Raw genomic sequence first — 24,971 nt, 5'->3', positions numbered from 1 at the left:
GGGCCTCAGCCCTCGTCGGTTTCGGTCACCAGCCACTTGGGGCCAGGCAGGCGCGTATCACGCTCGAACGTCCAGACGTCGACGCTTTCGATCGCGTCGTCGAGCGATCCGGCGACTACGTTGCCATCCTTGTCGTAAGTGACGGCGGCGATGTCGGCGATGAAGCGCACGGTGATCCGCGCGATCGAGCCGTCGAGTTCGGCTGAATGGATGACAGCATCCTCGATCCGCACCAAGCTGTTCTTGAGCGTTTCGCCCGCTTCCTCGCGCGCAGCGATGGCCGCTTCGAAACCGGCGTAGACATCGGCATCGGTCAGTTCGCGCAGGTCTTCGCGGTCGCCTTCCCAGAAGGCTTCCAGCACGACGGAATAGGCGCCCTTCGCCCCTTCGAGAAACGAGAGCAGGTCGAACTGGCGGTCGGCGGCGGAAATTTCACGCAGGCCCCGCTCGATCGCCGGGGTCACGCCGGAGAATTGCGGCATCGCCTGCTGGCCCTGCGGCGCTGCAGCCTCTGCAGGGCGCTCTCGCTGCTGTTCGCGCGGCTGCTCAAGCCGGGTCACCGACGGCTCTTCCTCATGCTCGGCGCGCTGGCCCAGCACGGAATAAAGGCGCAGGCCCAGGAAGGCTGCGATCATGGCAAGGATGATGATTTCCCAAAACACGTTAGTCTTTTCCTGCCGCTTAGGCTCTGCGAGGCGCCGCCGGGCCCGCCCACCGGATTTGCCGGGCGATCCTTACAACGAAACCGTTTACCATTGGTGCCTGAAATAGTGACCAAACACAAATGAACAAGCGATGAGACCGCGCCGCCGCGGCGCTGCGCCTGCCTGCAGAGCGGCGTTGCGGGGGCGGTGAGCGGGTGCTAGGCGCGCTGTCGCGAAATCGCCGCTCCGGAATCGGCGCGGCCCGACAACCCGGTAACCAGGACACTATTCATGGCCGACGAAGGCAACATGCCCGCCAATCCCGTACCCAACCCGGCAGAAGGCGCGAACGGCGCCGACAACCAGCCGAGCGCGGGCTTCATCACGCAATATGTGAAGGACCTCTCGGTCGAGAACCCGAAGGCGCCGGAAAGCTTCCAGTGGACCGATCAGCCGCAGCTGGACGTGCAGTTCAACATCGCTGCCAAGGACGTAGGCGACGGGGTTCACGAGGTCGAGCTGAAGATCGTCTGCACTGCCAACGCACAGGCGGGTGCGGCCTATATCATCGAGCTCGCCTATTGCGGCCTCGTCGGCATGCGCAACATGGCCGAGGACCAGGCGCACATGTTCCTTTATTCCGAAGCGCCGCGGATGCTGTTCCCCTTCGCCCGCCGCGTGGTCGCCGACGCCGTGCACGATGCGGGCTTCCCGCCACTGATGCTCGACCCGATCGACTTCCAGGGCCTCTACTTCCAGCAGCTCGCCGCGAAGCGTGCGCGCGAGGCGGAAGAAGGCGCGGGCGCACCGGCAGCGGACGCCTGAGCCAAACCCTGACGGGCCTCATCGGATGAGCCTGCTCAAGAATGTCGGGACGATCGGCGGGCTGACGATGGTCAGCCGCGTCGCCGGCCTCGCGCGCGAGATGATCTTCTCGCGCGTGCTCGGCGCCAATGCGGTGACCGACGCGTGGTTCCAGGCCTTCATCATTCCCAACGTCTTCCGCCGCCTGTTCGCGGAAGGCGCGTTTTCCGCCGCCTTCGTGCCGATGTTTTCCAAGCGGCTGCACGGGGACGGCGGGATCGAGGAAGCACGCAGCTTCTCCGACGACGTGCTCAGCGTCTTCCTGCCCGTGCTGATCGCGGTCTGCGCCATCATGATGCTGGCGATGCCGCTGGTGATCATGGCGCTGGGCGACGGGGATTCCCCGCCCGCGGACTTCGCGATGGAAGTCGATTTCGCGCGGATCATGTTCCCCTATATCCTGCTGGTCAGCCTGGTGACGTTGTTCACCGGCATGCTGAATTCGGTTAGCCGCTTTGCGCCCGGCGCAAGCTTCCCCATCCTGCTCAACCTCACCCTGATCGCGGCGTTGCTGTTCGGCGATTACGCGATGGCCGAATGGGGCTGGACCACGCGGCAGGTCGGCTACAGCCAGGCCTGGGCGGTTACGATCGGAGGGGTCATCCAGCTGGCGTGGCTGTATTACTGGACCCGCGTCGAAGGCTTCCGGCCCAAGTTGCTGTGGCCGCGGATCACGCCGGAAGTGAAGCGCCTGTCGATCATCGCGCTGCCGGCGGCCATCGGCGGCGGCGCGTACCAGATCAACACGCTGGTCCAGCTCTACTTCCTCAACCGGCTCGACGATGGTTCGATCAGTTACATGAATTATGCCGACCGGCTGAACCAGCTGCCGCTCGGCATCATCGGGATCGCGCTGTCGACCGCCATCCTGCCGACGCTCAGCAAGTTCGTGGGGACGAAGAACCGCGAAGGCACCGACCGCGTGCAATCCGACGCGATCGAGGTCGCCATGCTGCTGACGATACCCGCCGCCGTGGCCTTGGCGATCTGCGCGGTCCCGTTCGTCACGATGATCTTCCAGGGCGGTCGTTTCAGCCTGGAACAGGCTGACCTGACCGGCCGGGTCGTCGCCGCGCTGGTGCTCGGTTTGCCGGCCTATGTGCTGGTGAAGGTGCTGGTGCCCAATTTCTACGCCCGGTCCGACACCCGAACGCCGGTCTATGCCGCCTTCATTTCGCTGGCGGTCTTCATCGCGATGAATTTCGTGCTGCTGGAAGATTTCGGCGTGGTCGGCGTCGCCTTTGCCAGCGTCATCGGCGCGTGGATCAACGTCTTCTATCTCTACGTCGTGCTGGTGAAGCGTGACTATTACACCATCCCGCTGAAGCTGGTCGCACGGATCGGGCGGCAACTGGTTGCGGCGGCGGCGATGGGCGGGGCGCTGTGGTTCGCGCGCGACCTGCTGGCCGGGTGGTACGATGCCGGGTTGTTCGCGCGCGCCGGGGCGCTTATCGCCCTCGTGGCATGCTCGGCGGTCGTCTATTTCGGCATCGCCTTTGCCATCGGCGCGATCGACCGGCAGCGCATCCGCACCCTGACTTCGAAGAAAGAGCCCTGATTCCATGCGTGTCGTTTCCGGTATCCAGCCCACGGGCAACCTGCACCTCGGCAATTACCTGGGCGCGATCCGCAACTGGGTGGCCATGCAGGACGATCTCGGTGACGATGGTGAGTGCCTATATTTCCTTGCGGACCTGCACGCCATTTCCATGCCGCACGATCCGGCGGAGCTGCGCGCCGGCACGCTGGAGATGGCCGCGGCGCTGGTCGCCTGCGGGATCGATCCCGACCGCTCCATCCTGTTCAACCAGGCGCAGGTGCCGCAGCATGCGGAGCTGCAGTGGCTGCTGTCCGGCACGGCGCGCATGGGCTGGCTGAACCGCATGACGCAGTGGAAGGACAAGGCTGGCAAGAACCGCGAGGGCCAGTCGGTCGCGCTGTTCTCCTACCCCGTGCTGCAGGCTGCCGACGTGCTCCTCTACCAGGCGACGCACGTTCCGGTGGGCGACGACCAGAAGCAGCACCTGGAGCTGGCGCGCGACATCGCGCAGAAGTTCAACAACGATTTTGCCCCGAGCAATGAAGTGGGCGACGAAGCGCCGGTCTTCACCCTGCCCGATGCAATCGTTCCGCCCGAGGCCGCGCGGATCATGAGCCTGCGCGACGGATCGCGGAAGATGTCCAAGTCCGACGACAGCGACATGAGCCGCATCAACCTGTCCGACGATGCCGATACGATCATGAAAAAGGTGAAGAAGGCCAAGACCGATCCCGAGCCGCTGCCGTCGGAGACAGATGGCCTGGCGGAGCGGCCGGAGGCGCTGAACCTCGTCACCATCTACGCCGCGCTGGCGCAGACGAGTGCCGAGGCGGTGCTGGCCGATTTCGGCGGCGAAGGGTTCGGCAAGTTCAAGCCGTCGCTTGGCGAAATGATGGTCGAGACGCTCGGCCCGATCGCCGCGCGCTTCAATGAGCTGAAGGCGGACACCGATACGCTCGATGCGATCCTTGCCAAGGGCGCGGCAAGGGCGCGCGAACGGGCCGTGCCCACGCTGGCCCGGGCTTACGAGGCTCTCGGCCTCGTCCGCGGCTAGGCACGCAGACCCGCCGCAAACGGCTCGAAAACTTGACCTTTTGTTAAATCGGGCGTTCAATCCCGGTTCACTGGCGGCTGCGTAGAACAATGCCAACGCTGATGGTCGTGTGCGCGAATATGGGGGGCACGCGGGACGCAGCCCACCCTGAATGGAGACACACCATGTTCCGACGTATCCAGGGGGCATCCAAGGTCGCGAAACTGGCCGCTGCCCCAATCCTTCTCGCCGGCCTCGGCGCCTGCACCACCGGCTTCAACGCCGACGTTTCCCGTTTCGAAAGCCAGCTCCCGGCGCCGACCGGGCAGACTTTCGCCGTCATCGCCGACGATCCCGAACTCGCCGGCGGCCTCGAGTTTTCGCAGTATGCGGACTTCGTCGAGGAAGAGATGGCGCTGCTCGGCTACACTCCGACCGACAATCCGGAAGCCGCCGACCTGCTCGTGCGCTTCGACTACGGTGTCGATAACGGGCGCACCCGCGTCCGGTCCAGCGGTTTCGGCTATCGCGGCGATCCGTTCTACGATCGCTGGTACGGCTATCGCGGCCCGCGCACCGTCTATCGCCGTGTGCGCACGCGTGACGGCCGCGTCGCCGTCGTCCCGACCCGTGCCTGGGGCTATGGCTACCACGATCCGTTCTTCCGCCGCGGCAACGACGTGTGGGCCGACACGGTCTACACCAGCGGCATCGACATGAAGATCGACCGCGCCGCGACCGGCGAGCGACTGTTCGAAGGCAAGGCGCAGGCCCTGTCGACCAGCAACCGCCTGCAGTATCTCGTCCCCAACCTGGTCGAGGCGATGTTCACCGACTTCCCCGGCAATTCGGGTGAAACGGTCCGCATCAGCGTGAAGCCGGAAGACCAGCCGGTCCGCCGCCGCTGAGGTAGCATAACCAAATGAAAGGAAACGGGCGCTAGCGGATGACCGCAGCGCCCGTTTCTGTTTTAGGGGACCCATGATTTTTGCCGCCTTGCTGACGCTTGCCGTACCCGTTCAGGATGCGCCGATGGATCCGGCTCTCGCCGACCGCTTCCTTGCCGCTGCGGCTATGTGCGAGGGCAAGTGGCAAACCTCAACCGAAGACGGGTTCGTCATGCGCACGGCAGCCGAACATCTGCCCCGACGTTCCTGGCTTCTGGGTGCGCGAACCGCGCTGGAATACGACCAATCTCGCGCGATCTACGACTTCGCCAAGGCATTGCTGGCACCGGCCTTCGACGCGACGCCCGAAGGCATCATGGACGGCAATCCCTTCATCGATTGCTCGTCCGGCGCCGAGGTGGGCGTTGCGGTCCTGCGTTGGCTGGCCGGATCGAGAAGGGAGGACCTGCGCGGCCCCTCCAACGGCTACAGCTGGCTGGCAGCGGCTGAGGGACAGGGCGTCGGCACGGCGCGCGCACCGGAAAGCGCGCGCCGGAACTGGCTGCGCTGGAAAATATCTATCGGCCTGACAGGCCCGGAAGTGTGGGCCGACGAAATCGATGACGATGTCTACGGCAATATCGAGCGCGCCGGCTTGCTGCCCTTCCTTCACGACGACGCCCTGACCGAGCACGGCGATGCCGCACGCCGGATCCTGGCGCAGCACCATGTCGCGTCCAATCCCGAGCTGGCGCGCAGCTACCTTTCCGATCTCCACCAGCTTTCGGCCGGTATGCGGCTCGATTTCGAGGAGGCGGGCCTGCTTGCGCATCGCATTGATGCGGAAGAGTTTACCTACTGGACAGAGCTATCGGCAAAGCAGCCCTCCAACGATCGCTGGAGAGCCAAGGCGCAAGCAATTGCCGCCGGGCAAGCTGGCGGGACCATCCCGGTTTCCCCTGTGACGCTGACCTATGACGACCTTTTCGCCGGGACCGCGCCGAGGTTTGCCTCGCGCGGCGGCGTCGACCAGACCCCCACGGCGCTGCGCGTGCTGGTCGACCGCGCCGGCAAAGCCGTGATGTTCGATGTCTGCGACTGGGCGACCTCGCCGGGCTACGCGACATGGAAGGCACCGGGATTCCGCGAGGCCTGGCAAATCTACACGACTGCAGAGCTGGCGCCCCTGCCGCGCCCCGCAGACGGTTCGCCCTATCACTGGGTTGCCTTGCCGGTCATCGAATTGAGCCCGGCACGTCCGGCTGAAATTCGCGTTGTGGAAGAAACAGTGGCGGACTGCGCTGCCAACCCGGTCCGCCCAATGCCAAGCGACGCCTCGGCTACTTCCGCCGGCGCCTGAGTGCGGCGATGGGAACGCCGATGGCGACCGATCCGATCAGGAAGGCGCCGGGCCAGCCGGGGTTCGGCTCTATCGCGTTGCCGCGCAGCAGCGCCTCCGCCACGTCGATGGCCCAGTTCGCCACATGGATCAGCGCGATCAGCAGGACCGTGCTGGCCAGCCAGTTCCTCCAGTCGCGCATCGCCCATCCCGTGCGCCGCGAGACATAGCCGAGCATCCGGTCGCCGAGCCACACGAGCACGACCATCCAGATGAGGACGAGCAACAGGACGAGGAGGAGGATGCCCGGGCTGAGGCCGCCGATCCCCGGCATCGCGATCAGACGCCGGTCGAGCCGAAGCCGCCGGTACCGCGGGCGGTGTCGCCCAGCTCCTCGACCTCGACAAAGCTGGCGCGGGTGACGGGCGCGATGACCAGCTGCGCCACGCGGTCGCCGCGCTCAATCGCAAACGGCGCGTCGCCGTGGTTAATCAGCAGCACTTTCACTTCGCCGCGATAGTCGGAATCAATCGTACCCGGCGTGTTGGGCACGCTGATGCCATGTTTCAGCGCCAGCCCGCTGCGGGGGCGCACCTGTATTTCATATCCTGCGGGGATGGCCATGGCGAAGCCCGTCGCCACCGCATGGCGCGATCCCGGCGCGATCGTGACCGTCTCCGCGCTCACCACGTCCATGCCCGCCGCACCGTCGGTTTCGTAAGTCGGCAGGTCGAGGCCGCCGCCGTGCGGCAGGCGCTTCACCCGGACAGGCACTTCAGTCATCGCGCGCGTCCCGTTCGTCGAGCGCGTCGGCAATCCGTTCGGCCAGTGCCAGCGCGACGTCTTCCTTGGGCATCGTGTCCCATTCCTCCACGCCGTCTTCGCTGACGAGGCGCACGGTGTTGTTGTCGCCGCCCATGACGTCGCCCGAAACATCGTTGGCGACGATCCAGTCGGCCGTCTTGCTCTTGCGCTTCTTCTGCGCGTTCTGGATCAAATCGTCGGTCTCGGCAGCGAAGCCCACGACCAGCTTCGGCCGTTGCGGGCTGGCCGCGACGGACGTCAGGATGTCGGGATTTTCGGTGAGCATCAGCGCGGGCGGCGCGGCGCCGCGCTTCTTTATCTTGTGGCCGGTGTAATCCTTCGGCCGCCAGTCGGCGACGGCAGCCACCATAACCGCGGCATCGGCCGGCAGTGCCGCCTTTACCTCGCGCGACATTTCCTCCGCGGATTCGACATCGATGCGGTCGACGCCCGGCGGGGTTGGCAGGTGCACCGGGCCGGAGACCAGCGTAACCCGCGCGCCGAGCGCGGCTGCCGCGGCGGCGATGGCATACCCTTGCCGTCCCGAAGACCGGTTGGCGATATAGCGCACCGGGTCGATCGGCTCCCACGTCGGGCCGGCGGTGATCAGCACGTGCCGGTCGAACAGCGGGCGATGCTCGGGATCGATCTCGAAGGCGGGCTGCCCGGCCAGGGGATCGGCAGGCGGCGCCTGGTCGACCGACGCAAAGGCTCCTTCCGCTTCGCCTTCCATCGGCTCCGGCGCGGCGCGGTCCAGGCCCAGCTGCTTCGCGATTTCCTGCGGATCGGTCGGCGGGGCGGCCTTGGCCACGCCCTTGCTGGCCAAGAGGCCGCCGCCCGCGTCGGGGTTGAAGGGTATGTCCTCTTCCTCGACGGGAGGGAGCTCCTCCTCCTCGTCAGGGCCGTTGTAGTCCTGGTAGGCGACTTCCTCCGGCTCGATCTTGCGGGGGACCGAGCGCGGGATGATCGAGGCAAGCAGGCCGCCCAATCCGCCGCGGGGCCGCTCTTCGGGCTCCTCGTCGTAATGCTCGTCCGCTTCCTCGAAGCTTTCCGGCTCCAGCGCCTCGCTCTGCAAGGCGGCGATATCCGCCGGGCCAGCATCGCCCGGGTCGAGGCCCAGCTTTTCCGCGATGGAGAGCCAGATCATCTCCGGCTCCGGCAGGCGGCCGGGGCCGTATTCGCCGCAAGCCATCGCGCCTTCGTCGGGGTCGATCACGTCGACGCCGGCCTGCCGCAACCAGCCGACATTGCGCTGCGTCGCCTCGTGCTGCCACATGCGCACGTTCATTGCGGGCACGGCCATAACCGGCTTGTCGGTCGCAAGGATCAGCGTGGTCGCTAGATCGTCGGCAATGCCGGCCGCCATCTTGGCGAGCATGTCGGCAGTGGCCGGGCAGACGACAACCAGATCGGCCTCGCGGCTCAGCTGGATGTGGCCCATCTCGGCCTCGTTCTTGAGGTCCCACAGCGAGGTATAGACCTGGTTCTCGCTGAGCGCGGCGAGCGCCATGGGGGTGACGAACTGCTGCCCGCCTTCCGTCACCACGCAGGTCACTTCGCCGCCGCCCTTGCGGATCAGGCGCACCAGCTCGCACGACTTGTAGGCCGCGATGCCGCCGCCGACGACCAGCAGGACGCGCGCCATCAGCCGCGCACCTTGTTGCAGGCGCGAACATCGCCGTTGCGGCGGGGCGCACTGTCAGCGGTCATCGATGGATCCCCCATATCCGCGGCGTTAACCATGTTTCATGTCTAGCCGCACGCAAGCTTCCAGACCAGCCCTGCCTTGCGGTGGTTAAATATTGCTTTCATCAGGGGCTTAACGCGCGCAGGTGTTGGCGCGTCGATACGTGCAAACCGGGGGAGATGGCGCGCGATGAATTTGGTCTTGAGGTTCGTTCTGGTCGCAGGCGGCCTGTTTTTCGCGCTGATGGGCATCGGCTTCCTGCTCAACCCGGCAGTGAGCGCCGTCAGCTTCGGGCTGGAAGCGGCCGACGCCGCCGGGCTTGCCGCGCTGCGCGCGGACATGACCGCGTTTTTCGTGGTGGCAGGCGGCTCCATGATCTGGGGCGGCTGGCGCCGCAACGGCAACGTGCTGTTGGTGCCGGCCGCGCTATTCGCCATCGCCTTGCTGGGGCGCATCGTCAGCATGATGGCAGACGGCACCGTGGAAGGCTTCTGGCTGCCGATGCTGGTAGAGGCGGTGACGACGACCCTGTGCCTGGTCGGCAGCCGCGTACTGCCGCACCGCGACCTCGCCGAAATCAGGGGCTAGAATATCCAGCCGAGCGCGGTGGCGGCGGCGGTGACGCCGGCACCCACCAGCCCGGCGAGGAGATAGCCCCAGGCCGACTTGCTTTCGCGCCGGCGGCGGTCCCACATCAGCTCGATTTCGGGCAGCGGCGCAGGCTCCGGCGCGCCGCCGCGCGGGGGAAAGCGTTCTTCCACCCGGCGCACCAGGTCCGGCAGGCGCAGCAGGGTGGAGACATTTTCCTTCAGCGCATCGGCAACGGCGGCTTCCGGCCCCAGTTCGTCGCGGATCCAGCTGCGCACATAGGGCGCGGACACGTCCCACATGTTGATGCGCGGATTGAGCTGGGTGGCGATGCCTTCGACCATCACCATGGTCTTCTGCAGCAGGAGCAAATGCGGCTGGGTCTGCATGTCGAAATCGCGGGTGATGGCGAACAGTCCGTCGAGCATCTGGCCGACCGACAGCTCGCTCACCGGCTTGCCGCGCATCGGTTCGCCAACGGCGCGCAGGGCGGTCGCGAATTCGTCGACCGAATGGTGCGAGGGGACGTACTGCGCCTCGAAATGGATTTCGGCGACGCGGCGGTAATTGCCGGTGGTGAGGCCGTAGAGGATTTCGGCGAGCCACTGCCGCGCCTGCCGGTCGATCCGGCCCATGATGCCGAAATCGATCGCCGCGATGGTCCCGTCCGCTTCCACGAACAGGTTCCCCTGGTGCATGTCCGCATGGAAGAAGCCGCTGTCGATCGCCTGGGTCAGGAAGGCGAGCACCAGCCGCTCGGCCAGCTCCTCGAGGTCGTGCCCGGCCGCGCGCAGTTCGTCGAGCCGGCTGATCTTGATCCCGTCGATCCATTCGACCGTCATCACCCGGCCGTTGGTGCGGTCCCAATCGATATCTGGCACGCGGTACCCTTCGTAACCGCGCATAGCCTGCGCCAATTCGCTGGCGGCGGCGGCTTCGCGGCGCAGGTCCAGCTCTGTGTTCGACCAGCGCTTGAAATTGGCGATGGTGAGGCGCGGGCGCAGGCGCGCCGCTTCCCCGCCCAGCGCTTCCAGGTGGGCCGCAGCCCATTCATAGGTCGCGATATCGCGGGCGAACCGCTCCCGCACGCCGGGGCGCAGCACCTTGACGGCGACGGTGCGCCCGTCGGTCGTCACCGCCTTGTGCACCTGCGCGATGGAGGCGGCGCCGACCGGATCTTCCTCGATGCTGGCGAAATAATCGCTCCACGGCGCGGCGAAGCTGCGTTCGATTTCGGCGCAAATTGCGCTGAAGGGCACCGGCGGCAGGTCATCCTGCAGGCTGAGCAGATTCTGCGCCGCTTCCTCGCCCACAAGGTCGGGCCGCGTCGCGAGCGATTGGCCGAGCTTGATTGCGGCCGGACCGATATCCTGGAATGCGCCGGCATAGTCCGGCACGGCGGGCTGGATCGTTCCGAAGCGCGCGATGCGCACCATCCGGCGCACCGGCGGCGGCGTGTTGGGATCGCGCTCGATACCCCGCAAGGCACCATGCTTCGCCGCGGTCCGGCCCCACTTCAGGAGCCGCCAGATATGCGTGCGCGGCGCGGTCATGCGATCAGATTTTCCACCCGGAGTGGATCGCAACCGCCCCGCCCAGGATCGCCTCGACCTTCGTCTGCCCGAAACCCGCACGGCGGATCATCGCTTCGAATTCGCCCATCGGCGGGAAGCGCCGGATGGATTCGGCGAGATAGCGATAGCTGTCCTCGTCCTTGGCGATCACGCGGCCCATCTGCGGCATTACCTTGTGCGAATAGACGTCGTAGATTTCGCGGAAGCCCGGCCATTGCGTGGTCGAGAACTCCATACAGAAGAAGCGTCCGCCCCGCTTGAGGACGCGGTAGGCCTCGGCCAGCGCGCGGTCGATATGCGTCACGTTCCTGATGCCGAACACGATGGTGTAGGCATCGAAACACGCATCGGGATAGGCGAGTTCCTCCGCGTTCTGGCGGCTCCAGACGAGGCCGTCTATCCCGCGCTCCATCGCGCGTTCGACGCCGACGTCGAGCATGTCCTGGTTGATGTCCGCCACCGTCACGTCCGCGCCGCGCGCCGCCATGCGGAAGGCGATGTCGCCGGTGCCGCCCGCCATGTCGAGGATCGCCTCGCCCGGCTGCGGCTTGACCCGCTTGACGAAGCGGTCCTTCCACAAGCGGTGCATCCCGCCCGACATCACGTCGTTCATCACGTCGTAGCTGGTCGCCACGCTGGAAAAGACACCGCCGACGCGCGCGGTCTTTTCTTCCGCGCTGACCTCTTCATAGCCGAAGGAAACCCGGTCGTTCATCGTTTCGTTCATGGGAAGGGGCCTTAGGGGAGTTTCTGACTTGCGCAAAGGCTGTTACGGGCTTGGGCCATGCCTGAACTTCCCGAGGTAGAAACGACCGTGCGCGGGCTTGCGCTCTATCTCGATGGCGCGCGGATAGAGCGTGTCACGGTCAACCGGCCCGACATGCGCCGCCCCTTCCCGCCCGACCTGATGCAGGCCCTGACCGGGGCGACGGTGACGGGCCTCGGCCGGCGGGCGAAATACGGGCTGATCCATACCGACCGCGCGCGCAGCGTCGTGTTCCACCTGGGCATGAGCGGGCGCTGGCGGATCGATCCGGCAGAGCCCGACCGCCACGACCATGTCGTGATCGACACCGCGACGAACCGCTTCGCGCTCAACGATCCGCGCCGCTTCGGCTGGCTCGACCTTGCCGACGAGGCCGCGCTCGAAAGCTGGGGGCCGTTCGCGGCGATGGGGCCCGAGCCGCTGGGAGAGGCGCTTTCGGCGCAGCACCTGCGCGCTGCCTTCCGCGGACGCAAGCAGGCGGTGAAGCTGTGCCTGCTCGACCAGCGGATCGTGGCCGGGCTCGGCAATATATATGTGTGCGAGGCGCTGTGGCGCGCGCAGATCCATCCGCGCAAAGCCGCCGGCAAAGTGACCGGGCCGCAACTTGCCCGCCTGGTCCCGGCCATTCGCGACGTGCTGGGGGAATCGATCGCCGACGGGGGCAGCACCTTGCGCGACTATGCCCAGCCCGACGGCAACCTAGGCTATTTCGCCACCCGCTTCGATGTCTACGGTCGCACCGATGCGCCCTGCCATCGCTGCCACGAGACCCTGGGCGGGATTGTCCGCCGCATCGTGCAGGGCGGCCGCAGCACGTGGTTCTGCCCCAAATGCCAGAAATGAGGATACGCCCATGAGCACGCCCAAACTCTACAGCTACTGGCGCTCGACCGCGTCCTATCGCGTCCGCCTGGCGCTGGCGCTGAAGGGCATCGATTACGACCAGCAGCCCATCGACCTGCGCGCCGGCGACCAGCTGGACGAGGGCTTTGCCGCCATCAACCCGCAGGCGCAGATCCCGGTGCTGGAGATCGACGGGGTGCGGTTGCACCAGTCTGTGGCGATCATCGACTACCTGGAGGCGACGCGCAGCGAAGTGCCGCTGTTGCCCACGGATCCGCAGGCCGCGGCGCAGGCGCGCGCCTTCGCCCTCACCATCGCGGCCGACATCCACCCGATCCAGAACCTGCGCGTGCTCAAATACGTGAAGAACGAATTCGGGCAGGACCAGGACGGCGTGGACGCCTGGGCGCGGCACTGGATCGCGCTCGGCTTTGCGGCGCTGGAACGGATGGCGAGCCCGCGCGGAACCTCCTATGCCTTCACCCACGAGGCACCGGCCTATGCCGAGTGCTTCCTTGTGCCGCAGGCCTATAATGCGGCGCGCTTCGGCGTCGATATGGGGCCCTTCCCGACCCTTGCGGCCATCGTGGAGCGCTGCGCCGACCATCCCGCCTTCGTCACCGCGCATCCCTCGCGCCAGCCGGATGCGCCGGCGGAGGAGTGAGAACGCACCTGCGCGCTTGACGATTCGCGCCCCCCGCCCTATGTGGCGCGCTTTCCGGCGGCCCTAGGGGCTGCCCATCCTGCTGACCGACAGAAATTTTGGGCCGATCCGGCAGGACGGCCGACAAGGGAACGAACGTACGATATGGCCAACACGCCGCAAGCCAAGAAGCGCATCCGTCGCAACGAGCGCCGCGCCGAAGTGAACACCGCGCGCACCAGCCGCATCCGCACCTTCATCAAGAAGGTCGAACTGGCGCTAGAAGGCGGCGACCAGAAGGAAGCCGCCGAAGCGCTGCGTGCCGCGCAGCCGGAAATCGCGCGCGGCGTCGCCAAGGGCGTGCTCCACAAGAACACTGCGGCTCGCAAGATGAGCCGCCTGAGCAAGCGCGTCGCTTCGCTCTGATTCGCCGATTCTTGCCGCGCGGCCATGGCCGGCGCGGAACGGATTGGGAACGCTAACGGAAACGGGCCGGTGCATTTCGCGCCGGCCTTTTTCGTTTGCGCGGCAGGCCCCGATGGTGCGCTGCAAAAACTCCAGTAGATTCCGCGATTCGCTCGGGCAATCAGCGTAAACCACTCATTAAACACACTATTAACGCAAGTCCGCGCCATAGACCCGAGTCAAGGCGATATATTTCAAAAAAGTTACGCAGGCCCACTGGACAGCAACGCTCGCGTCTTCTTATTACTTCTTACGTCGAGGCGAGAGGGCATCGGCACCCGAAAATCGCGATCGCAAGATTGGCCCGTCCGGATCGGGGGGATTCCGGATGTCGGGAGAGCTGACTCTCGCCTCCACGGGACGAAAACAGGCATCGGCGTCCGCCGGCGCCGGCAACAAAGCAGACGGGGCTATAATGATCAGGATGGGACCTCATGCCGAGCTTTCGAGCCAGGTACGAAAGCAGGCGGAAGACGACATGACCAATGAGGAAAAAGAAGCCATCGATCTCGCCGCGGACTGGGCGGACATAAGCCAGGGCCTGCGCAAGGACCTGGGCCACCAGCTGCACAGCCAGTGGATCAAGCCGATCCGCCTCGGCAAGTTCTGCAAGGAGACCGGCACGCTCGATCTCTACCTGCCGACCGAATTCTCCGCCAACTGGGTGCAGGACCGTTTCCACGACCGCCTGTCGCTCGCCTGGAAAATCGCGCGCGGCGAAGTGCGCCAGGTCAATGTAGCGGTCCACCCGGGCCGGCGCCAGCTGGGCGACCTGCCGATGGGGCAGGCCGGCGGCCAGCGCAGCGCCGCGAACGACGGTGCGCCGATCATGCTCGGCGGCGGCATGGTGGAAGACGGCTTCACCAGCTCGGTCGGCCTCGACCCGTCGCTGACGTTCGCCGCCTTCGTCACCGGCAGCACCAACATCCTCGCCTGCAACGCCGCGCAGCGCATGGCCGCGCCGGAACAGCCGCAGTTCTCGCCGCTGTATCTCAAGGCGGCGACGGGCCAGGGCAAGACTCACCTGCTGCACGCCATCGGCCACGCCTATCTCGCCAGCCATCCGCGCGCGCGCATCTTCTACTGCAGCGCCGAACGTTTCATGATCGAGTTCGTGCAGGCCCTGCGCGAAAACCAGATGATCGAATTCAAGGCCCGGCTGCGCGGTTTCGACCTGCTGCTGGTGGACGATATCCAGTTCATCATCGGCAAGGCGAGCGCACAGGAAGAGCTGCTCTACACGATCGACGCGCTGCTGGCCGAAGGCAAGCGGCTGGTCTTTGCCGCCGACCGCGCCCCGCAGGCGCTGGACGGGGTGGAACCGCGCCTGCTCAGCCGCCTCAGCATGGGGCTCGTCGCCGACATCCAGCCGGCCGATATTGAACTGCGCCGTGCCGTGCTGGAAGCCAAGCTGGCCAAGTTCGCCCCGCTCGATGTGCCGGGCGACGTGATCGAATTCCTCGCCCGCACCGTCAGCCGCAATGTCCGCGAACTTGTCGGCGGGCTCAACAAGCTGATCGCCTACGCCCAGCTGACGGGCCAGGAAGTCTCGCTCAACCTCGCCGAAGAGCAGCTGACCGATATCCTGTCGGCCAACCGCAAGCGGATCACGATCGACGAAATCCAGCGCACCGTGTGCCAGTTCTACCGCATCGACCGCAGCGAGATGTCGAGCAAGCGCCGCGCCCGCGCCGTGGTTCGACCGCGGCAGGTTGCGATGTACCTCGCCAAGGTGCTCACCCCGCGCTCCTATCCGGAGATCGGGCGCAAGTTCGGCGGGCGCGATCATTCCACCGTGATCCACGCGGTGCGCCTGATCGAGGACCTGCGCGAACGCGACGCCGACATGGACGGCGACGTGCGCAGCCTGCTCCGCCAGCTCGAAAGCTAAGCGCAACCGCAGCTACGGGGACTATCGACAGGCCTTCCACAGCCTGCCAACAGGCTTGCCCATGGCCCTGACACCAGCCCCGCTTACCCCGGCCCGCATCGATCGCTTCCAGCGCCAGATCATCGTGCCCGAAATCGGCGGCGCGGGGCAGGCGGCGCTGGCGGGGAAGCGCGTCGCCATCGTCGGGCTGGGCGGGATCGGAAGCCCGGCGCTGCAATATCTCGCCGCAGCCGGGATCGGCGCCCTGACGGTGATCGACGATGGCGACGTGGAGCTGTCCAACCTCCAGCGCCAGACCATCTATGCGCAGCGCGACATCGGCCATGGCAAGGCCGTGTCGGCCCGCCGCTGGCTCGCCAATTTCGATGCCGCGATCGACGTCGCCGTGCACGACGCGCGGATCGATGGTGGCAATGCGGACACGCTGCTGCAAGGCCACGACCTCGTGCTTGACGGGACGGACAATTTCGCCACCCGGCTTACCGTCTCGGATGCATGCGTGCGCACGGCCTTACCACTGCTGAGCGCCGCCGTCGGGCGCTTCCAGGGGCAGGTCGGCGCCTTCGCCGGGCATCTGGAGGGCGAGGCCTGCTACCGCTGCTTCGTGGGCGATGCCTTCGACACCGACGACTGCGACACCTGCGCGGACGACGGCATGCTGGGCGCCATGGTCGGCTGGGCAGGCACTTTCGGCGCGCTGCAGGCAATCCGTGTGCTGCTGGCCGGTCATGCCACTCTCGGCGCGCCCGACTGGGGCCGCGTCTTCCTCATGGACGGCCTGAAAGGCGAGATGCGCAGCTTCACAATCGCGAAGGACCCCGCCTGCAAGGTGTGTAACTCACTTTGATCCGATTTCGTCCGGTAGGCTAGGAACGGCCACTCCGGGCAAGGGTTGATGTCCTGCACAGCAGGAGAGTCGCGATGAGCAAGACCGTACCCCCGACCACAACCGATGCCGGCATCCCGGTCCAGAGCGACGAGCATTCCCTGACCATCGGGCCGGATGGCCCCATCGTTCTCAACGATCATTACCTCATCGAGCAGATGGCCAACTTCAACCGGGAGCGGATCCCGGAGCGACAGCCCCATGCGAAAGGGTCCGGCGCGTTCGGTTATTTCGAGACTACGCACGATGTCTCGCAATATACCAAGGCGAAGGTCTTCCAGAAGGGCGCGAAGACCGACACGGCCATGCGATTTTCGACCGTGGCCGGCGAGCGCGGCAGCCCGGACACGTGGCGCGACCCGCGCGGGTTCAGCGTCAAATTCTACACCGAGGATGGCAACTTCGACATGGTCGGCAACAACACGCCGATCTTCTTCATCCGCGACCCGCTGAAGTTCCAGCACTTCATCCGAAGCCAGAAGCGGCGCGCCGACAACGGCCTGCGCGATCACGACATGATGTGGGATTTCTGGACGCTGTCGCCCGAAAGCGCACATCAGGTCACATACCTGATGGGCGATCGCGGCGTGCCCAAGAACTGGCGCGAGATGAATGGCTACGGCAGCCACACCTACATGCTGATCAACGAGGATGGCGAGAAATTCTGGGTGAAGTTCCACTTCATGACCGATGTCGGCGAGATGAGCGGCAACGCACATTTGACGCAGGAAGAGGCGGTCAAGAAGGCTGGCGAGGACAGCGACTACCACCGCCGCGACCTGTTCGATGCGATCCATGACGGTGACTATCCCAGCTGGACCCTGAAATGGCAGGTGATGCCGTACGAGGACGCCAAGACCTACCGCATCAACCCCTTCGACCTCACCAAGACCTGGCCGCACGCAGACTATCCGCTGATCGAGGTCGGTAAGCTGGTGCTCAACGAAAATCCGGTGGATTGGGACACGCAGATCGAACAGCTCGCCTTCGAGCCCAACAATATGGTGCCTGGCATCGGCCTGTCACCGGACAAAATGCTGCTGGCCCGCGGGTTCTCCTATGCCGATGCGCACCGCCACCGGCTGGGGGTCAATTACAAGCAGATTCCGGTGAATTCGCCCAAGAACGCAGAACAGGTCAATTCCTATTCGCGCGCCGGCGCCATGCGGGTGAAAAACGCGGTCGATCCGGTTTACGCACCCAATTCATATGGCGGCCCTGCGGCGCAGCCACAGGTCGGCGGCGAGGCAACATGGATGTCCGATGGCGACATGGTGCGCCAGGCATACACCTTGCGCGAGGACGACGATGAGGTCAGCCAGCCCCGCGCGCTGATCAACGATGTTATGGACGACGCACAGCGCGACCGCTTCGTCGCCAACGTCGCCGGGCATCTTGCCGACGGGGTCAGCGAGGGTGTGCTGCTGCGCGCGTTCGATTACTGGCGGGCGGTCGACGAGAAGATCGCCGCACGCATTGAGAAAGCCGTTCGCGAAAAGCTCGGCGGAAAGTCCGACGCTCCCGGATTGGCCTCGGCCCTGTCGATCTCCGGCGGCGGCGACAGCCTGCGCGTGGCAGCCGAATAAGGCCTAACCGGCGAGTATCCGGTCGACCCATTCGGGGACAAGGACACTCGCCCGGCCCTGCCGCGATTCGTGGAACCAGTGCGAGCCTTCGCTGCGTTCGAGGTTCAACTCGAGGGTCTGCGCGCCCAGTTCGCGCGCATCGCGCACGAAGCCTGCCGCAGGGTAGACCGCGCCGCTGGTGCCGATGCTGACGAACAGGTCGGCAGCGCGCAGCGCGGCGTAGATGCGGTCCATCTCGTACGGCATCTCCCCGAACCAGACGACATCGGGGCGCAGGCTGCGCGATTCGCACATCGGGCAGGCGGGCCGATCGCGCATCGTGCCCTCGAACGGTGTGCGGCGTTCGCAGATCCGGCACAGGGCGCTCTTCAATTCCCCGTGCATGTGCAGTACGCGGCGGGCACCCGCCCGCTCGTGCAAATCGTCGACATTCTGCGTGACGATCAGCAGCTCGCCATCGAATTCGGCGTCCAGCCAGGCGAGCGCTTCATGCGCCGGATTGGGCGCAACCGTCGCCAGCGCGGCGCGGCGCATGTCGTAGAAATTGAGCACCAGGCCCGGGTCGCGTTCAAAGCCTTCCGGCGTCGCGACATCCTCGATCCGATGCTGTTCCCACAAGCCGCCCTCGGCGCGGAACGTGTCGATGCCGCTCTCCGCGCTGATTCCGGCACCGGTCAGGATCACGATATTGCGCGGGGCAGCCATGTCGCCCATGAAGCACGCAACACGAGGGGGTGGCAATGGCCGAAGACGCACTGCGCATTGGTATCATCGGGAGCGAGGGGCGCATGGGGCAGGCCATCCGCGCGGTCCTGGACGCGGGCGAGCACGTATTTGCGGGCGGGGTCGACCACGGCGAGCAGCCCGGTCCGCTGGCGACAGAATGCGATGCGCTGGTCGATTTTTCCGCGCCCGATGCGCTTGCCGCCAATATCGCCGCCGCCCGCGTCGCCGACATCCCGATCCTGATCGGCACCACCGGCCTCGGCGAAGAGCATCACCGGATGATCGACGAAGCGGCGGACGTGCTGCCCATCCTGCAGACCGGCAATACCTCGCTGGGCGTCACGCTGCTGGCGCACCTGGTCGAAGAGGCGGCGAGTAGGTTGGGGCCGGATTGGGACATCGAGATCGTGGAAATGCACCACCGGATGAAAATCGACGCCCCCAGCGGCACGGCGGTGCTCCTAGGAGAGGCCGCGGCAAAGGGGCGCGGCATCGAGCTTGCCGCCAATCGCGAGAGCGGGCGTGACGGGCACACGGGCAAGCGGGCCGAGGGCGCAATCGGCTTTGCCGCCCTGCGTGGCGGCACGGTCGCCGGGGAACACAGCGTCATCCTGGCCGGGGAACAGGAGCGCATCACCTTGTCCCACAGCGCCGAAGACCGCGCGATCTTCGCCCGCGGGGCCGTGGCCGGCGCGGCATGGCTCGTGGGCAAACCTGCCGGCCGCTACACGATGAATGACGTTCTGGGGCTGTCCTGACCATGGGCAGGATTGCATGACCAAGGACCAGATCTTCGAGTTCTTCCGCAGGCTTGCAGAGGATAATCCGAACCCAGAGACCGAGCTCGAGTACGGGAACTGCTACCAGCTCGTCGTTGCGGTGGCCTTGTCGGCGCAAGCGACGGACGTCGGGGTCAACAAGGCCACGCGGCGCCTGTTCGCCGAAGTCGAAACGCCGCAGCAGATGCTCGACCTCGGCGAAGAGGGGCTGCGCGAGCACATCAAGACCATCGGCCTGTTCAATTCGAAGGCCAAGAACGTCATCGCGCTCTCGCAATTGCTGGTCGACGAATATGGCGGAGAGGTGCCGGACACGCGCGACGACCTAGTCCGCCTGCCGGGGGTCGGCCGCAAGACGGCGAATGTCGTGCTCAATTGCTGGTTCCGGCAGGAAACCTTCGCCGTCGACACCCATATCTTCCGCGTCGGCAACCGCACCGGCCTCGCCAAGGGCAAGACGCCCGAAGCGGTCGAAGCGAAACTGGAAAAGCGCGTACCGCAGCCCTTCCGGCTCGATTCGCACCACTGGCTGATCCTGCACGGCCGCTATGTCTGCAAGGCGCGCACGCCCGAATGCTGGCGCTGCAAGGTCGCCGACCTGTGCAGCTTCCGAAAGAAGACCTCGGAACCCAAGGGCCGCGCCAAGGCTTGATTAAGGTGGGCGCGCACAGGATGATGCCGCTTATGAGGAGACCGGCCATGATCCGCACCGCACTTGCCCTTTGCGCCCTGCCCGCCCTTGCCGCCTGCGCCGCGCAGGCCGGCATGGAGGAAGAACCCGATATCCGCGCCCCGCTGGCAGTCGCGACGGGAGAGCCGCAGCGCTGCCTGCCGAACGGGTCGATCACCCGCCAGACCGTGCATGACGATTACACCATCGATTTCCAGGTCGGCGGCAGGCTGTATCGCTCGACCCTGCCGCAGCGCTGCCCGCGCCTGGGTTTCGAGAAGGCGATCACTTACGAGGTGCGCGGCGGCCAGCTGTGCACGCCGCAGATCTTCTACGTCCTCGACGGCGTCGGCGGCGGCTTCCAGCGCGGCCCGGCCTGCGCCTTCGGCGACTTCGTGCCGATCGAGCTCTCCGAGGACGGCGTGACCGAAGCTGGCGACGCCCCGCGCATTATGGGAGCTGAATAGTTCGCCTTCTAAAGACACTCCTTGTAGAACGTGCACGCTGCCCAAATAAGGCCGAAGAGGACACCTGCTGACGCTAATGGGACGTAAATCGCCATAAGGATCGCCTTCGTCGTCCGCCAGACAGGCATCATCTCAATCCCGACCAACCCAGGCACCAGGCTAATCACCAACAATACGCACCAAGGTAGATCGACCGCCACTTCGCCCGATGCCGGGCTGATTGCCATAAACGCGCCGAGAACAAGAGCCGGTCCAAATAGCGCAAGCGCGACGCCCGCTAAAATTCGGCGGGACGCATACTGCTCCGGCTCGGCTCCGTCTTCAGACATCATCCGCGCTGATCATCTCGGCGCGGTCGATCTCGTTCGTAAGCACCGCCACGGTCGTCGCGACGGCAGCATCACCGCTGACATTGGTGGTGGTGCGCATCATGTCCATGATCCGGTCAACCCCGGCGACGAAGGCGATGGTTTCCAGCGGCACGCCGACCGCGCCGAACACCAGCGCCATCATGATGAGGCCCGCGCCCGGGATGCCGGCCGCGCCCACAGCGCCCAGCGTGCCGAGGATCGAGATCAGGAAATACTGCGCCCATGACAGTTCGACGCCGAAGATCTGCGCCCCGAACAGCGTGGCAAGGCCGAGATACATCGCGGTGCCGTTCATGTTGATCGTGGCGCCGAGGGAGATGACGAAGCTCGCCACCGAATTGCTCACCCCAAGGTTGCGCTCCGCGCAGCGCAGCGTGACCGGCAAAGTGGCGTTGGAACTCGCGGTGGAATAGCTCACCGCGATCGCATCGATGATGCCGCGGAAGAAATCGATCACCGGCAGGCGCGCGATGAACTTGATCATCGCCGAATACATCACTCCGATGATCAGCAGGCAGCCGACATAGTTCAGCAACACCAGCTTGCCGAGCGCGGCGAGCGCATCGAGCCCCAGCGTGCCGGCCACCCAAGCCATCAGCGCGAAGACGCCGAAGGGGGTCAGCTCCATCACGATGATGGTCACCTTCTGCATGATGACCGCGCCCGAATCGAATATCTTCTGGACCGGCTTGCCGTCCTCTTCCGCCATCAGGATGCCGATGCCGATCAGCAAAGCGAAGACGATCAGCGGCAGGACGTTGACGTCGGCCATGACCTGCACCGGGCTTTGCGGGATCATGCCCATGACCATGTCGCGCCAGCCGGTCTCGTTGGGTTCGGGGATCGCGCCCATTTCGATGGCCGAGGTGTCCACGCCGACGCCGGGCTGGATCACCGTGCCGAGGAACAGGCCGAGCCAGACCGCGATCTGGCCGGTGACGACGAACAGCAGCAGCGCCCGCCAGCCGACGCTGCCGAGCTTGCGCAAATCGCCGATCGCGGCGACCCCGGCAACGAGGCTGAAGAAGATCAGCGGGACCACCAGCATCTTGATGAAGGCGACGAAGACATCGCCGATGATCTTGATGCTTTCCGCGCCCGGCCCCCACAGCCAGCCGGTCAATATGCCGAGGACCAGCGCGGCGATGACGCGCTGCCACAGCGGAATGCGGAACCAGGTTTTCATGCGCGGACCCCTCTCGCCCTTATGCCTTCAGCGCCGCCTCGGCGATGCGCCTGTAGATGCGGCTTAGCGTATCGAGGTCGGCAATGGCCACAGCTTCGTCGCGCTTGTGCATTGTCGCGTTGACGAGGCCGAATTCGATCACCGGGCACACGGCGCGCAGGAACCGCGCGTCGGAGGTGCCGCCGGTCGTGCTGGGCTCCGGCTCGACGCCGGTTTCCGCCTTCACCGCCGCCGCGACGATCTCGGAGAACGTGCCCGGCGGGGTAAGGAACGGCTCGCCGCTGATGATCGGCTTGGCGATACCGCCATGCTTTTCGGCAATCGCCATGATTTTTTCGGACAGCGACGCGCCCGAATGCGTGTCGTTGAAGCGGATCGAAATGCGCGCCTTGGCGAGCGCGGGGATGACGTTGTGCGCGCGGTTGCCGACTTCGATATCGGTAATCTCGAGGTTCGACGGCTGGAACCAGTCGGTCCCTTCGTCGAGCACGAGCGCGTCGAGATCGGCCAGCATCGCGACCAGCCGCGGGATCGGGTTGTCGGCGAGGTGGGGGTAGGCGACGTGACCCTGCGTGCCCTCCACCTCCAGCCAGATGTTGACCGAGCCGCGGCGCCCGATCTTCATCATGTCGCCCAGCCGGTTCACGCTGGTGGGTTCGCCGACGAGGCACAGGTCCGCCCGCTCGCCCGCTTCGGCCATGTGGTCGATCAGCGCACGGGTCCCGTGGAGCGCAGGGCCTTCCTCGTCGCCGGTAATGATGAAGCTGATGGTGCCGGCATCGGTAGGCACATGGGCGACCGCCTCCACCATGCAGGCGATCGCGCCTTTCATGTCGACGGCACCGCGCCCGTACAGCAATTCGCCGCGCTCCTCCGGCGCGAACGCCCCGCTGGACCAGCCATCGCCCGGGGGCACCACGTCGAGATGGCCGGCAAAGGCGAAATGCCTGCTGCCTTCGGGTCCGCGGCGGATGGCGAAAAGGTTCTCGACCGCTTCTTCGGGCGAGCCCTCGTTGCCCTCGCCGCGCGTGAAGCGATGGATTTCGAAGCCCAGCGGCGCGAGCATCGCCTCCATCGCATCGAACACGGCCCCGCGCGCCGGGGTCACGCTTTCGCAGGCGATCAGTCGCCTGGCATGAGCGAGCGCGCTCATCGGGCAGGTTCCGGCAGGGGCCCCGGCGCAAAGGCGGCGTCGAGATATTCGGCGATGCGGATGCCGGCCTGGCGGATGCGGCGATTGGCCACCGGTGCCGCCGCCACGATGGCGCGCTGGGTCAGGACGGTGCTGTCCGCCAATTCCTGCCCACAGGCATCCTCTATCTCGAAGGCGTTGGGATAGACGATCTCGCGCGCGATGGACCAGCTTTCCCGGCCCCATTCCGCGCTGCCGCCGCCGCCGAGTGCCGCGCGCTCTTCCGCCGAGTAGCGCCGCACCACACTGTCGCGCGTGTCGGTGATGGCGCGTTCGGCCAGCGGCCCGTCCCACACCCAGTGCAGGTTCAGGCCTGGGACGATCCCGTATTGCGCCGCGCGGTCGTTGCCGCCGCGATCGTCCTTGTCGCCGGAATGGAGCGGCATGTGCACGTCGCCGATGAAATGGACGAGGAAGGCCATGGCTTCCAGCCGCACATTGGCGGGCAGGCTCTCGTCGGCGAGGATGCGCTGGTTGCGCTCGATCTGGGCGAGGATGCAGTTGCCGCCGCTGCAATTGGCGCGCGGGTTGTAGGCCTCGCAGATCGGGGCGGTGCGGTAATGCCAGGCGAAGGTGTAGCCCCAGCGCCAGCCGTCGCGGCGCAGGCAATCGGGCCAGTAGGTCGCATCGGCCAGGCTGCGGATAGCGCAATTCGGCGTGCCGAGCTGGCTGCTCGCCTTGACGAGGTCGAGGATGCCGGCGCGCGTCTGCGGCTGCACGTTGGCCCAGGCGATTTCGCCGGTGGTGCGATGGCCGAATTCGCCCCAGGCCGCCGCGGGCTGCGGCGCCAGCATGGCGAGGAATGCGATCAGGGGAAGGAGCAGGCGCAAGGCGATCATCCCGTCAGCGCCGTGTCGTATTGCGCGATGGTCCATTCCTCGTCCTCCGCCGCGTTGATCCACGCCTGCATCCAGTCATGCTCCCACACCGCTTCCATATAGGCTTCGGCAAAGCCCGGCACCTTGACGCCGTAGGTGACGAAGCGGCTGACCACAGGGGCATAGAATATGTCGGCGGCGCAGAAACTGCCGAACAGGAACGGCCCGCCCTTCCCGAAGCGCGCGCGGGCTTCGGCCCACAGGCCGAGGATGCGTACGATATCGCTGCGGGTGCGCGCGCTGATGGTGGCGCCTTCGACCCGGCGGCGCACGTTCATCGGCAATTCCTGCCGCAGGTCGGCATAGGCGCTGTGCATTTCGGCCACCAGCGAACGCGCCATGCCGCGCGCAACCGGGTCTTTCGGCCAGAACCGGTCCGCGCCCACCTTGTCGCCGAGATATTCGAGGATGGCGAGACTGTCCCACACCACGACCTCGTCGTCCCAAAGGATGGGCACCTTCCCGCTGGAAGGCTGGAGGTCGTTTTCGTCCTTCTGCGCTTCCCAGTTCTCGCCGAACAGGGGGACGATGATTTCCTCGAACGAGAGGCCCGATTGCTTGGCCGCGAGCCAGGCGCGCAGGCTCCAGCTCGAATAGTTGCGGTTTCCCAGAATCAATTTCATCGCGCTGCCCCTGCTGAATGGCCTGCGCCTAGGCGTTCA

Annotated in this window: 27 protein-coding genes; 15 read left to right on the top strand and 12 right to left on the bottom strand. The window is 65.9% G+C overall.

Going from position 1 to position 24,971, the window contains the following annotated elements; genetic code table 11:
- Positions 1 to 5: 5 nt before the first annotated feature.
- Positions 6 to 662, bottom strand: a complete 657-nt coding sequence (locus tag VCJ71_RS11195; RefSeq protein ID WP_324641213.1) for a Tim44/TimA family putative adaptor protein — start codon at positions 660 to 662, stop codon at positions 6 to 8.
- Positions 663 to 935: 273 nt separating this feature from the next.
- Here VCJ71_RS11195 and secB point away from each other — a divergent pair, with 273 nt between their 5' ends.
- From secB to VCJ71_RS11170, 5 genes are all read left to right on the top strand, one after another.
- Positions 936 to 1,469, top strand: a complete 534-nt coding sequence (gene secB, locus VCJ71_RS11190) for a protein-export chaperone SecB (RefSeq protein ID WP_324641212.1) — start codon at positions 936 to 938, stop codon at positions 1,467 to 1,469.
- Between the two features lie 25 nt (positions 1,470 to 1,494).
- The gene (gene murJ / locus VCJ71_RS11185; protein ID WP_324641210.1) at positions 1,495 to 3,066 is read left to right on the top strand and encodes a murein biosynthesis integral membrane protein MurJ; all 1,572 of its coding nucleotides are present in this window, start codon (positions 1,495 to 1,497) and stop codon (positions 3,064 to 3,066) included.
- A 4-nt stretch (positions 3,067 to 3,070) separates the two neighbouring features.
- Entirely contained in the window at positions 3,071 to 4,102 is a 1,032-nt protein-coding gene (gene trpS / locus VCJ71_RS11180; RefSeq protein ID WP_324641209.1) for a tryptophan--tRNA ligase, read from the top strand.
- Positions 4,103 to 4,266: 164 nt separating this feature from the next.
- Positions 4,267 to 4,989 carry a DUF4136 domain-containing protein gene (locus tag VCJ71_RS11175; protein WP_324641208.1) on the top strand — a complete coding sequence of 241 codons (723 nt, stop codon included), beginning with the start codon at positions 4,267 to 4,269 and terminating at the stop codon, positions 4,987 to 4,989.
- Positions 4,990 to 5,062: 73 nt separating this feature from the next.
- Positions 5,063 to 6,328, top strand: a complete 1,266-nt coding sequence (locus tag VCJ71_RS11170) for a hypothetical protein (RefSeq protein WP_324641207.1) — start codon at positions 5,063 to 5,065, stop codon at positions 6,326 to 6,328.
- Here the strand turns inward: VCJ71_RS11170 and VCJ71_RS11165 are convergent.
- From VCJ71_RS11165 to VCJ71_RS11155, 3 genes are read right to left on the bottom strand one after another with little or no spacing between them, the layout of a single operon-like run.
- Positions 6,309 to 6,641 (bottom strand): hypothetical protein, encoded by a 333-nt coding sequence (locus tag VCJ71_RS11165; RefSeq protein WP_290134312.1) that lies wholly within the window; start codon positions 6,639 to 6,641, stop codon positions 6,309 to 6,311. The genes VCJ71_RS11170 and VCJ71_RS11165 overlap by 20 nt on opposite strands.
- A gap of 5 nt (positions 6,642 to 6,646) precedes the next feature.
- Positions 6,647 to 7,090 (bottom strand): dUTP diphosphatase, encoded by a 444-nt coding sequence (gene dut, locus VCJ71_RS11160; RefSeq protein ID WP_324641206.1) that lies wholly within the window; start codon positions 7,088 to 7,090, stop codon positions 6,647 to 6,649.
- Positions 7,083 to 8,756 (bottom strand): bifunctional phosphopantothenoylcysteine decarboxylase/phosphopantothenate synthase, encoded by a 1,674-nt coding sequence (locus tag VCJ71_RS11155; RefSeq protein ID WP_324641205.1) that lies wholly within the window; start codon positions 8,754 to 8,756, stop codon positions 7,083 to 7,085. The genes dut and VCJ71_RS11155 overlap by 8 nt, the downstream gene beginning before the upstream one ends.
- A gap of 231 nt (positions 8,757 to 8,987) precedes the next feature.
- On the opposite strand from VCJ71_RS11155, the gene VCJ71_RS11150 reads away from it, so the two are divergent.
- Positions 8,988 to 9,386, top strand: coding sequence for a DUF4345 family protein (locus VCJ71_RS11150; RefSeq protein ID WP_324641204.1), 399 nt, complete (start codon positions 8,988 to 8,990; stop codon positions 9,384 to 9,386).
- On the opposite strand, the gene ubiB is transcribed toward VCJ71_RS11150, so the two are convergent.
- A complete protein-coding gene (gene ubiB / locus VCJ71_RS11145) occupies positions 9,383 to 10,939 on the bottom strand; it encodes a 2-polyprenylphenol 6-hydroxylase (RefSeq protein ID WP_324641202.1) in 1,557 nt (518 codons plus the stop codon). The two genes, VCJ71_RS11150 and ubiB, sit on opposite strands and share 4 nt — an antisense overlap.
- Before the next feature lie 4 nt (positions 10,940 to 10,943).
- Positions 10,944 to 11,675, bottom strand: a complete 732-nt coding sequence (locus VCJ71_RS11140) for a class I SAM-dependent methyltransferase (protein ID WP_324641527.1) — start codon at positions 11,673 to 11,675, stop codon at positions 10,944 to 10,946.
- Between the two features lie 69 nt (positions 11,676 to 11,744).
- Here VCJ71_RS11140 and mutM point away from each other — a divergent pair, with 69 nt between their 5' ends.
- The 6 genes from mutM to VCJ71_RS11110 all read left to right on the top strand — a co-directional run bounded on the left by mutM (position 11,745) and on the right by VCJ71_RS11110 (position 18,040).
- A complete protein-coding gene (gene mutM / locus VCJ71_RS11135) occupies positions 11,745 to 12,569 on the top strand; it encodes a bifunctional DNA-formamidopyrimidine glycosylase/DNA-(apurinic or apyrimidinic site) lyase (protein ID WP_324641201.1) in 825 nt (274 codons plus the stop codon).
- 10 nt (positions 12,570 to 12,579) lie between these two features.
- A complete protein-coding gene (maiA, locus tag VCJ71_RS11130; protein WP_324641200.1) occupies positions 12,580 to 13,233 on the top strand; it encodes a maleylacetoacetate isomerase in 654 nt (217 codons plus the stop codon).
- A gap of 144 nt (positions 13,234 to 13,377) precedes the next feature.
- A complete protein-coding gene (gene rpsT / locus VCJ71_RS11125) occupies positions 13,378 to 13,638 on the top strand; it encodes a 30S ribosomal protein S20 (protein ID WP_290134305.1) in 261 nt (86 codons plus the stop codon).
- 517 nt (positions 13,639 to 14,155) lie between these two features.
- The gene (dnaA, locus tag VCJ71_RS11120) at positions 14,156 to 15,568 is read left to right on the top strand and encodes a chromosomal replication initiator protein DnaA (protein ID WP_290136887.1); all 1,413 of its coding nucleotides are present in this window, start codon (positions 14,156 to 14,158) and stop codon (positions 15,566 to 15,568) included.
- Between the two features lie 61 nt (positions 15,569 to 15,629).
- Positions 15,630 to 16,415, top strand: a complete 786-nt coding sequence (locus VCJ71_RS11115; protein WP_324641199.1) for a HesA/MoeB/ThiF family protein — start codon at positions 15,630 to 15,632, stop codon at positions 16,413 to 16,415.
- Positions 16,416 to 16,489: 74 nt separating this feature from the next.
- Complete coding sequence (locus VCJ71_RS11110; RefSeq protein WP_324641197.1) at positions 16,490 to 18,040, top strand: catalase; 1,551 nt, start codon at positions 16,490 to 16,492, stop codon at positions 18,038 to 18,040.
- Positions 18,041 to 18,043: 3 nt separating this feature from the next.
- Here VCJ71_RS11110 and VCJ71_RS11105 read toward each other — a convergent pair whose 3' ends face one another.
- Positions 18,044 to 18,745 (bottom strand): NAD-dependent deacylase, encoded by a 702-nt coding sequence (locus tag VCJ71_RS11105; RefSeq protein WP_324641196.1) that lies wholly within the window; start codon positions 18,743 to 18,745, stop codon positions 18,044 to 18,046.
- Between the two features lie 35 nt (positions 18,746 to 18,780).
- Between VCJ71_RS11105 and dapB the strand changes: the two genes are divergently transcribed.
- From dapB to VCJ71_RS11090, 3 genes are read left to right on the top strand one after another with little or no spacing between them, the layout of a single operon-like run.
- Positions 18,781 to 19,524, top strand: coding sequence for a 4-hydroxy-tetrahydrodipicolinate reductase (gene dapB / locus VCJ71_RS11100; RefSeq protein WP_324641195.1), 744 nt, complete (start codon positions 18,781 to 18,783; stop codon positions 19,522 to 19,524).
- Positions 19,525 to 19,540: 16 nt separating this feature from the next.
- Positions 19,541 to 20,197, top strand: a complete 657-nt coding sequence (gene nth, locus VCJ71_RS11095) for an endonuclease III (RefSeq protein WP_324641193.1) — start codon at positions 19,541 to 19,543, stop codon at positions 20,195 to 20,197.
- 47 nt (positions 20,198 to 20,244) lie between these two features.
- Positions 20,245 to 20,682, top strand: coding sequence for a hypothetical protein (locus VCJ71_RS11090; RefSeq protein ID WP_324641192.1), 438 nt, complete (start codon positions 20,245 to 20,247; stop codon positions 20,680 to 20,682).
- 8 nt (positions 20,683 to 20,690) lie between these two features.
- On the opposite strand, the gene VCJ71_RS11085 is transcribed toward VCJ71_RS11090, so the two are convergent.
- The 5 genes from VCJ71_RS11085 to VCJ71_RS11065 are packed head-to-tail and all read right to left on the bottom strand — an operon-like array spanning position 20,691 to position 24,932.
- Positions 20,691 to 21,014, bottom strand: a complete 324-nt coding sequence (locus tag VCJ71_RS11085) for a hypothetical protein (RefSeq protein ID WP_324641191.1) — start codon at positions 21,012 to 21,014, stop codon at positions 20,691 to 20,693.
- On the bottom strand, positions 21,004 to 22,239 hold the full coding sequence (locus VCJ71_RS11080; protein ID WP_324641190.1) for a dicarboxylate/amino acid:cation symporter: 1,236 nt from the start codon (positions 22,237 to 22,239) through the stop codon (positions 21,004 to 21,006). The genes VCJ71_RS11085 and VCJ71_RS11080 overlap by 11 nt, the downstream gene beginning before the upstream one ends.
- A 19-nt stretch (positions 22,240 to 22,258) precedes the next feature.
- Positions 22,259 to 23,392, bottom strand: coding sequence for a succinyl-diaminopimelate desuccinylase (gene dapE / locus VCJ71_RS11075; RefSeq protein WP_324641189.1), 1,134 nt, complete (start codon positions 23,390 to 23,392; stop codon positions 22,259 to 22,261).
- Complete coding sequence (locus tag VCJ71_RS11070; protein WP_324641188.1) at positions 23,389 to 24,306, bottom strand: S1/P1 nuclease; 918 nt, start codon at positions 24,304 to 24,306, stop codon at positions 23,389 to 23,391. Before VCJ71_RS11070 ends, dapE begins: the two co-directional genes overlap by 4 nt.
- On the bottom strand, positions 24,267 to 24,932 hold the full coding sequence (locus tag VCJ71_RS11065) for a glutathione S-transferase family protein (RefSeq protein WP_324641187.1): 666 nt from the start codon (positions 24,930 to 24,932) through the stop codon (positions 24,267 to 24,269). Before VCJ71_RS11065 ends, VCJ71_RS11070 begins: the two co-directional genes overlap by 40 nt.
- Between the last annotated feature and the right edge of the window lie 39 nt (positions 24,933 to 24,971).

Origin of the sequence: Pseudoblastomonas aquimaris, assembly GCF_035481675.1 — a bacterium.
Lineage (GTDB): Bacteria > Pseudomonadota > Alphaproteobacteria > Sphingomonadales > Sphingomonadaceae > Alteriqipengyuania_B.
This window is presented reverse-complemented; position numbering and strand designations above follow the sequence as displayed.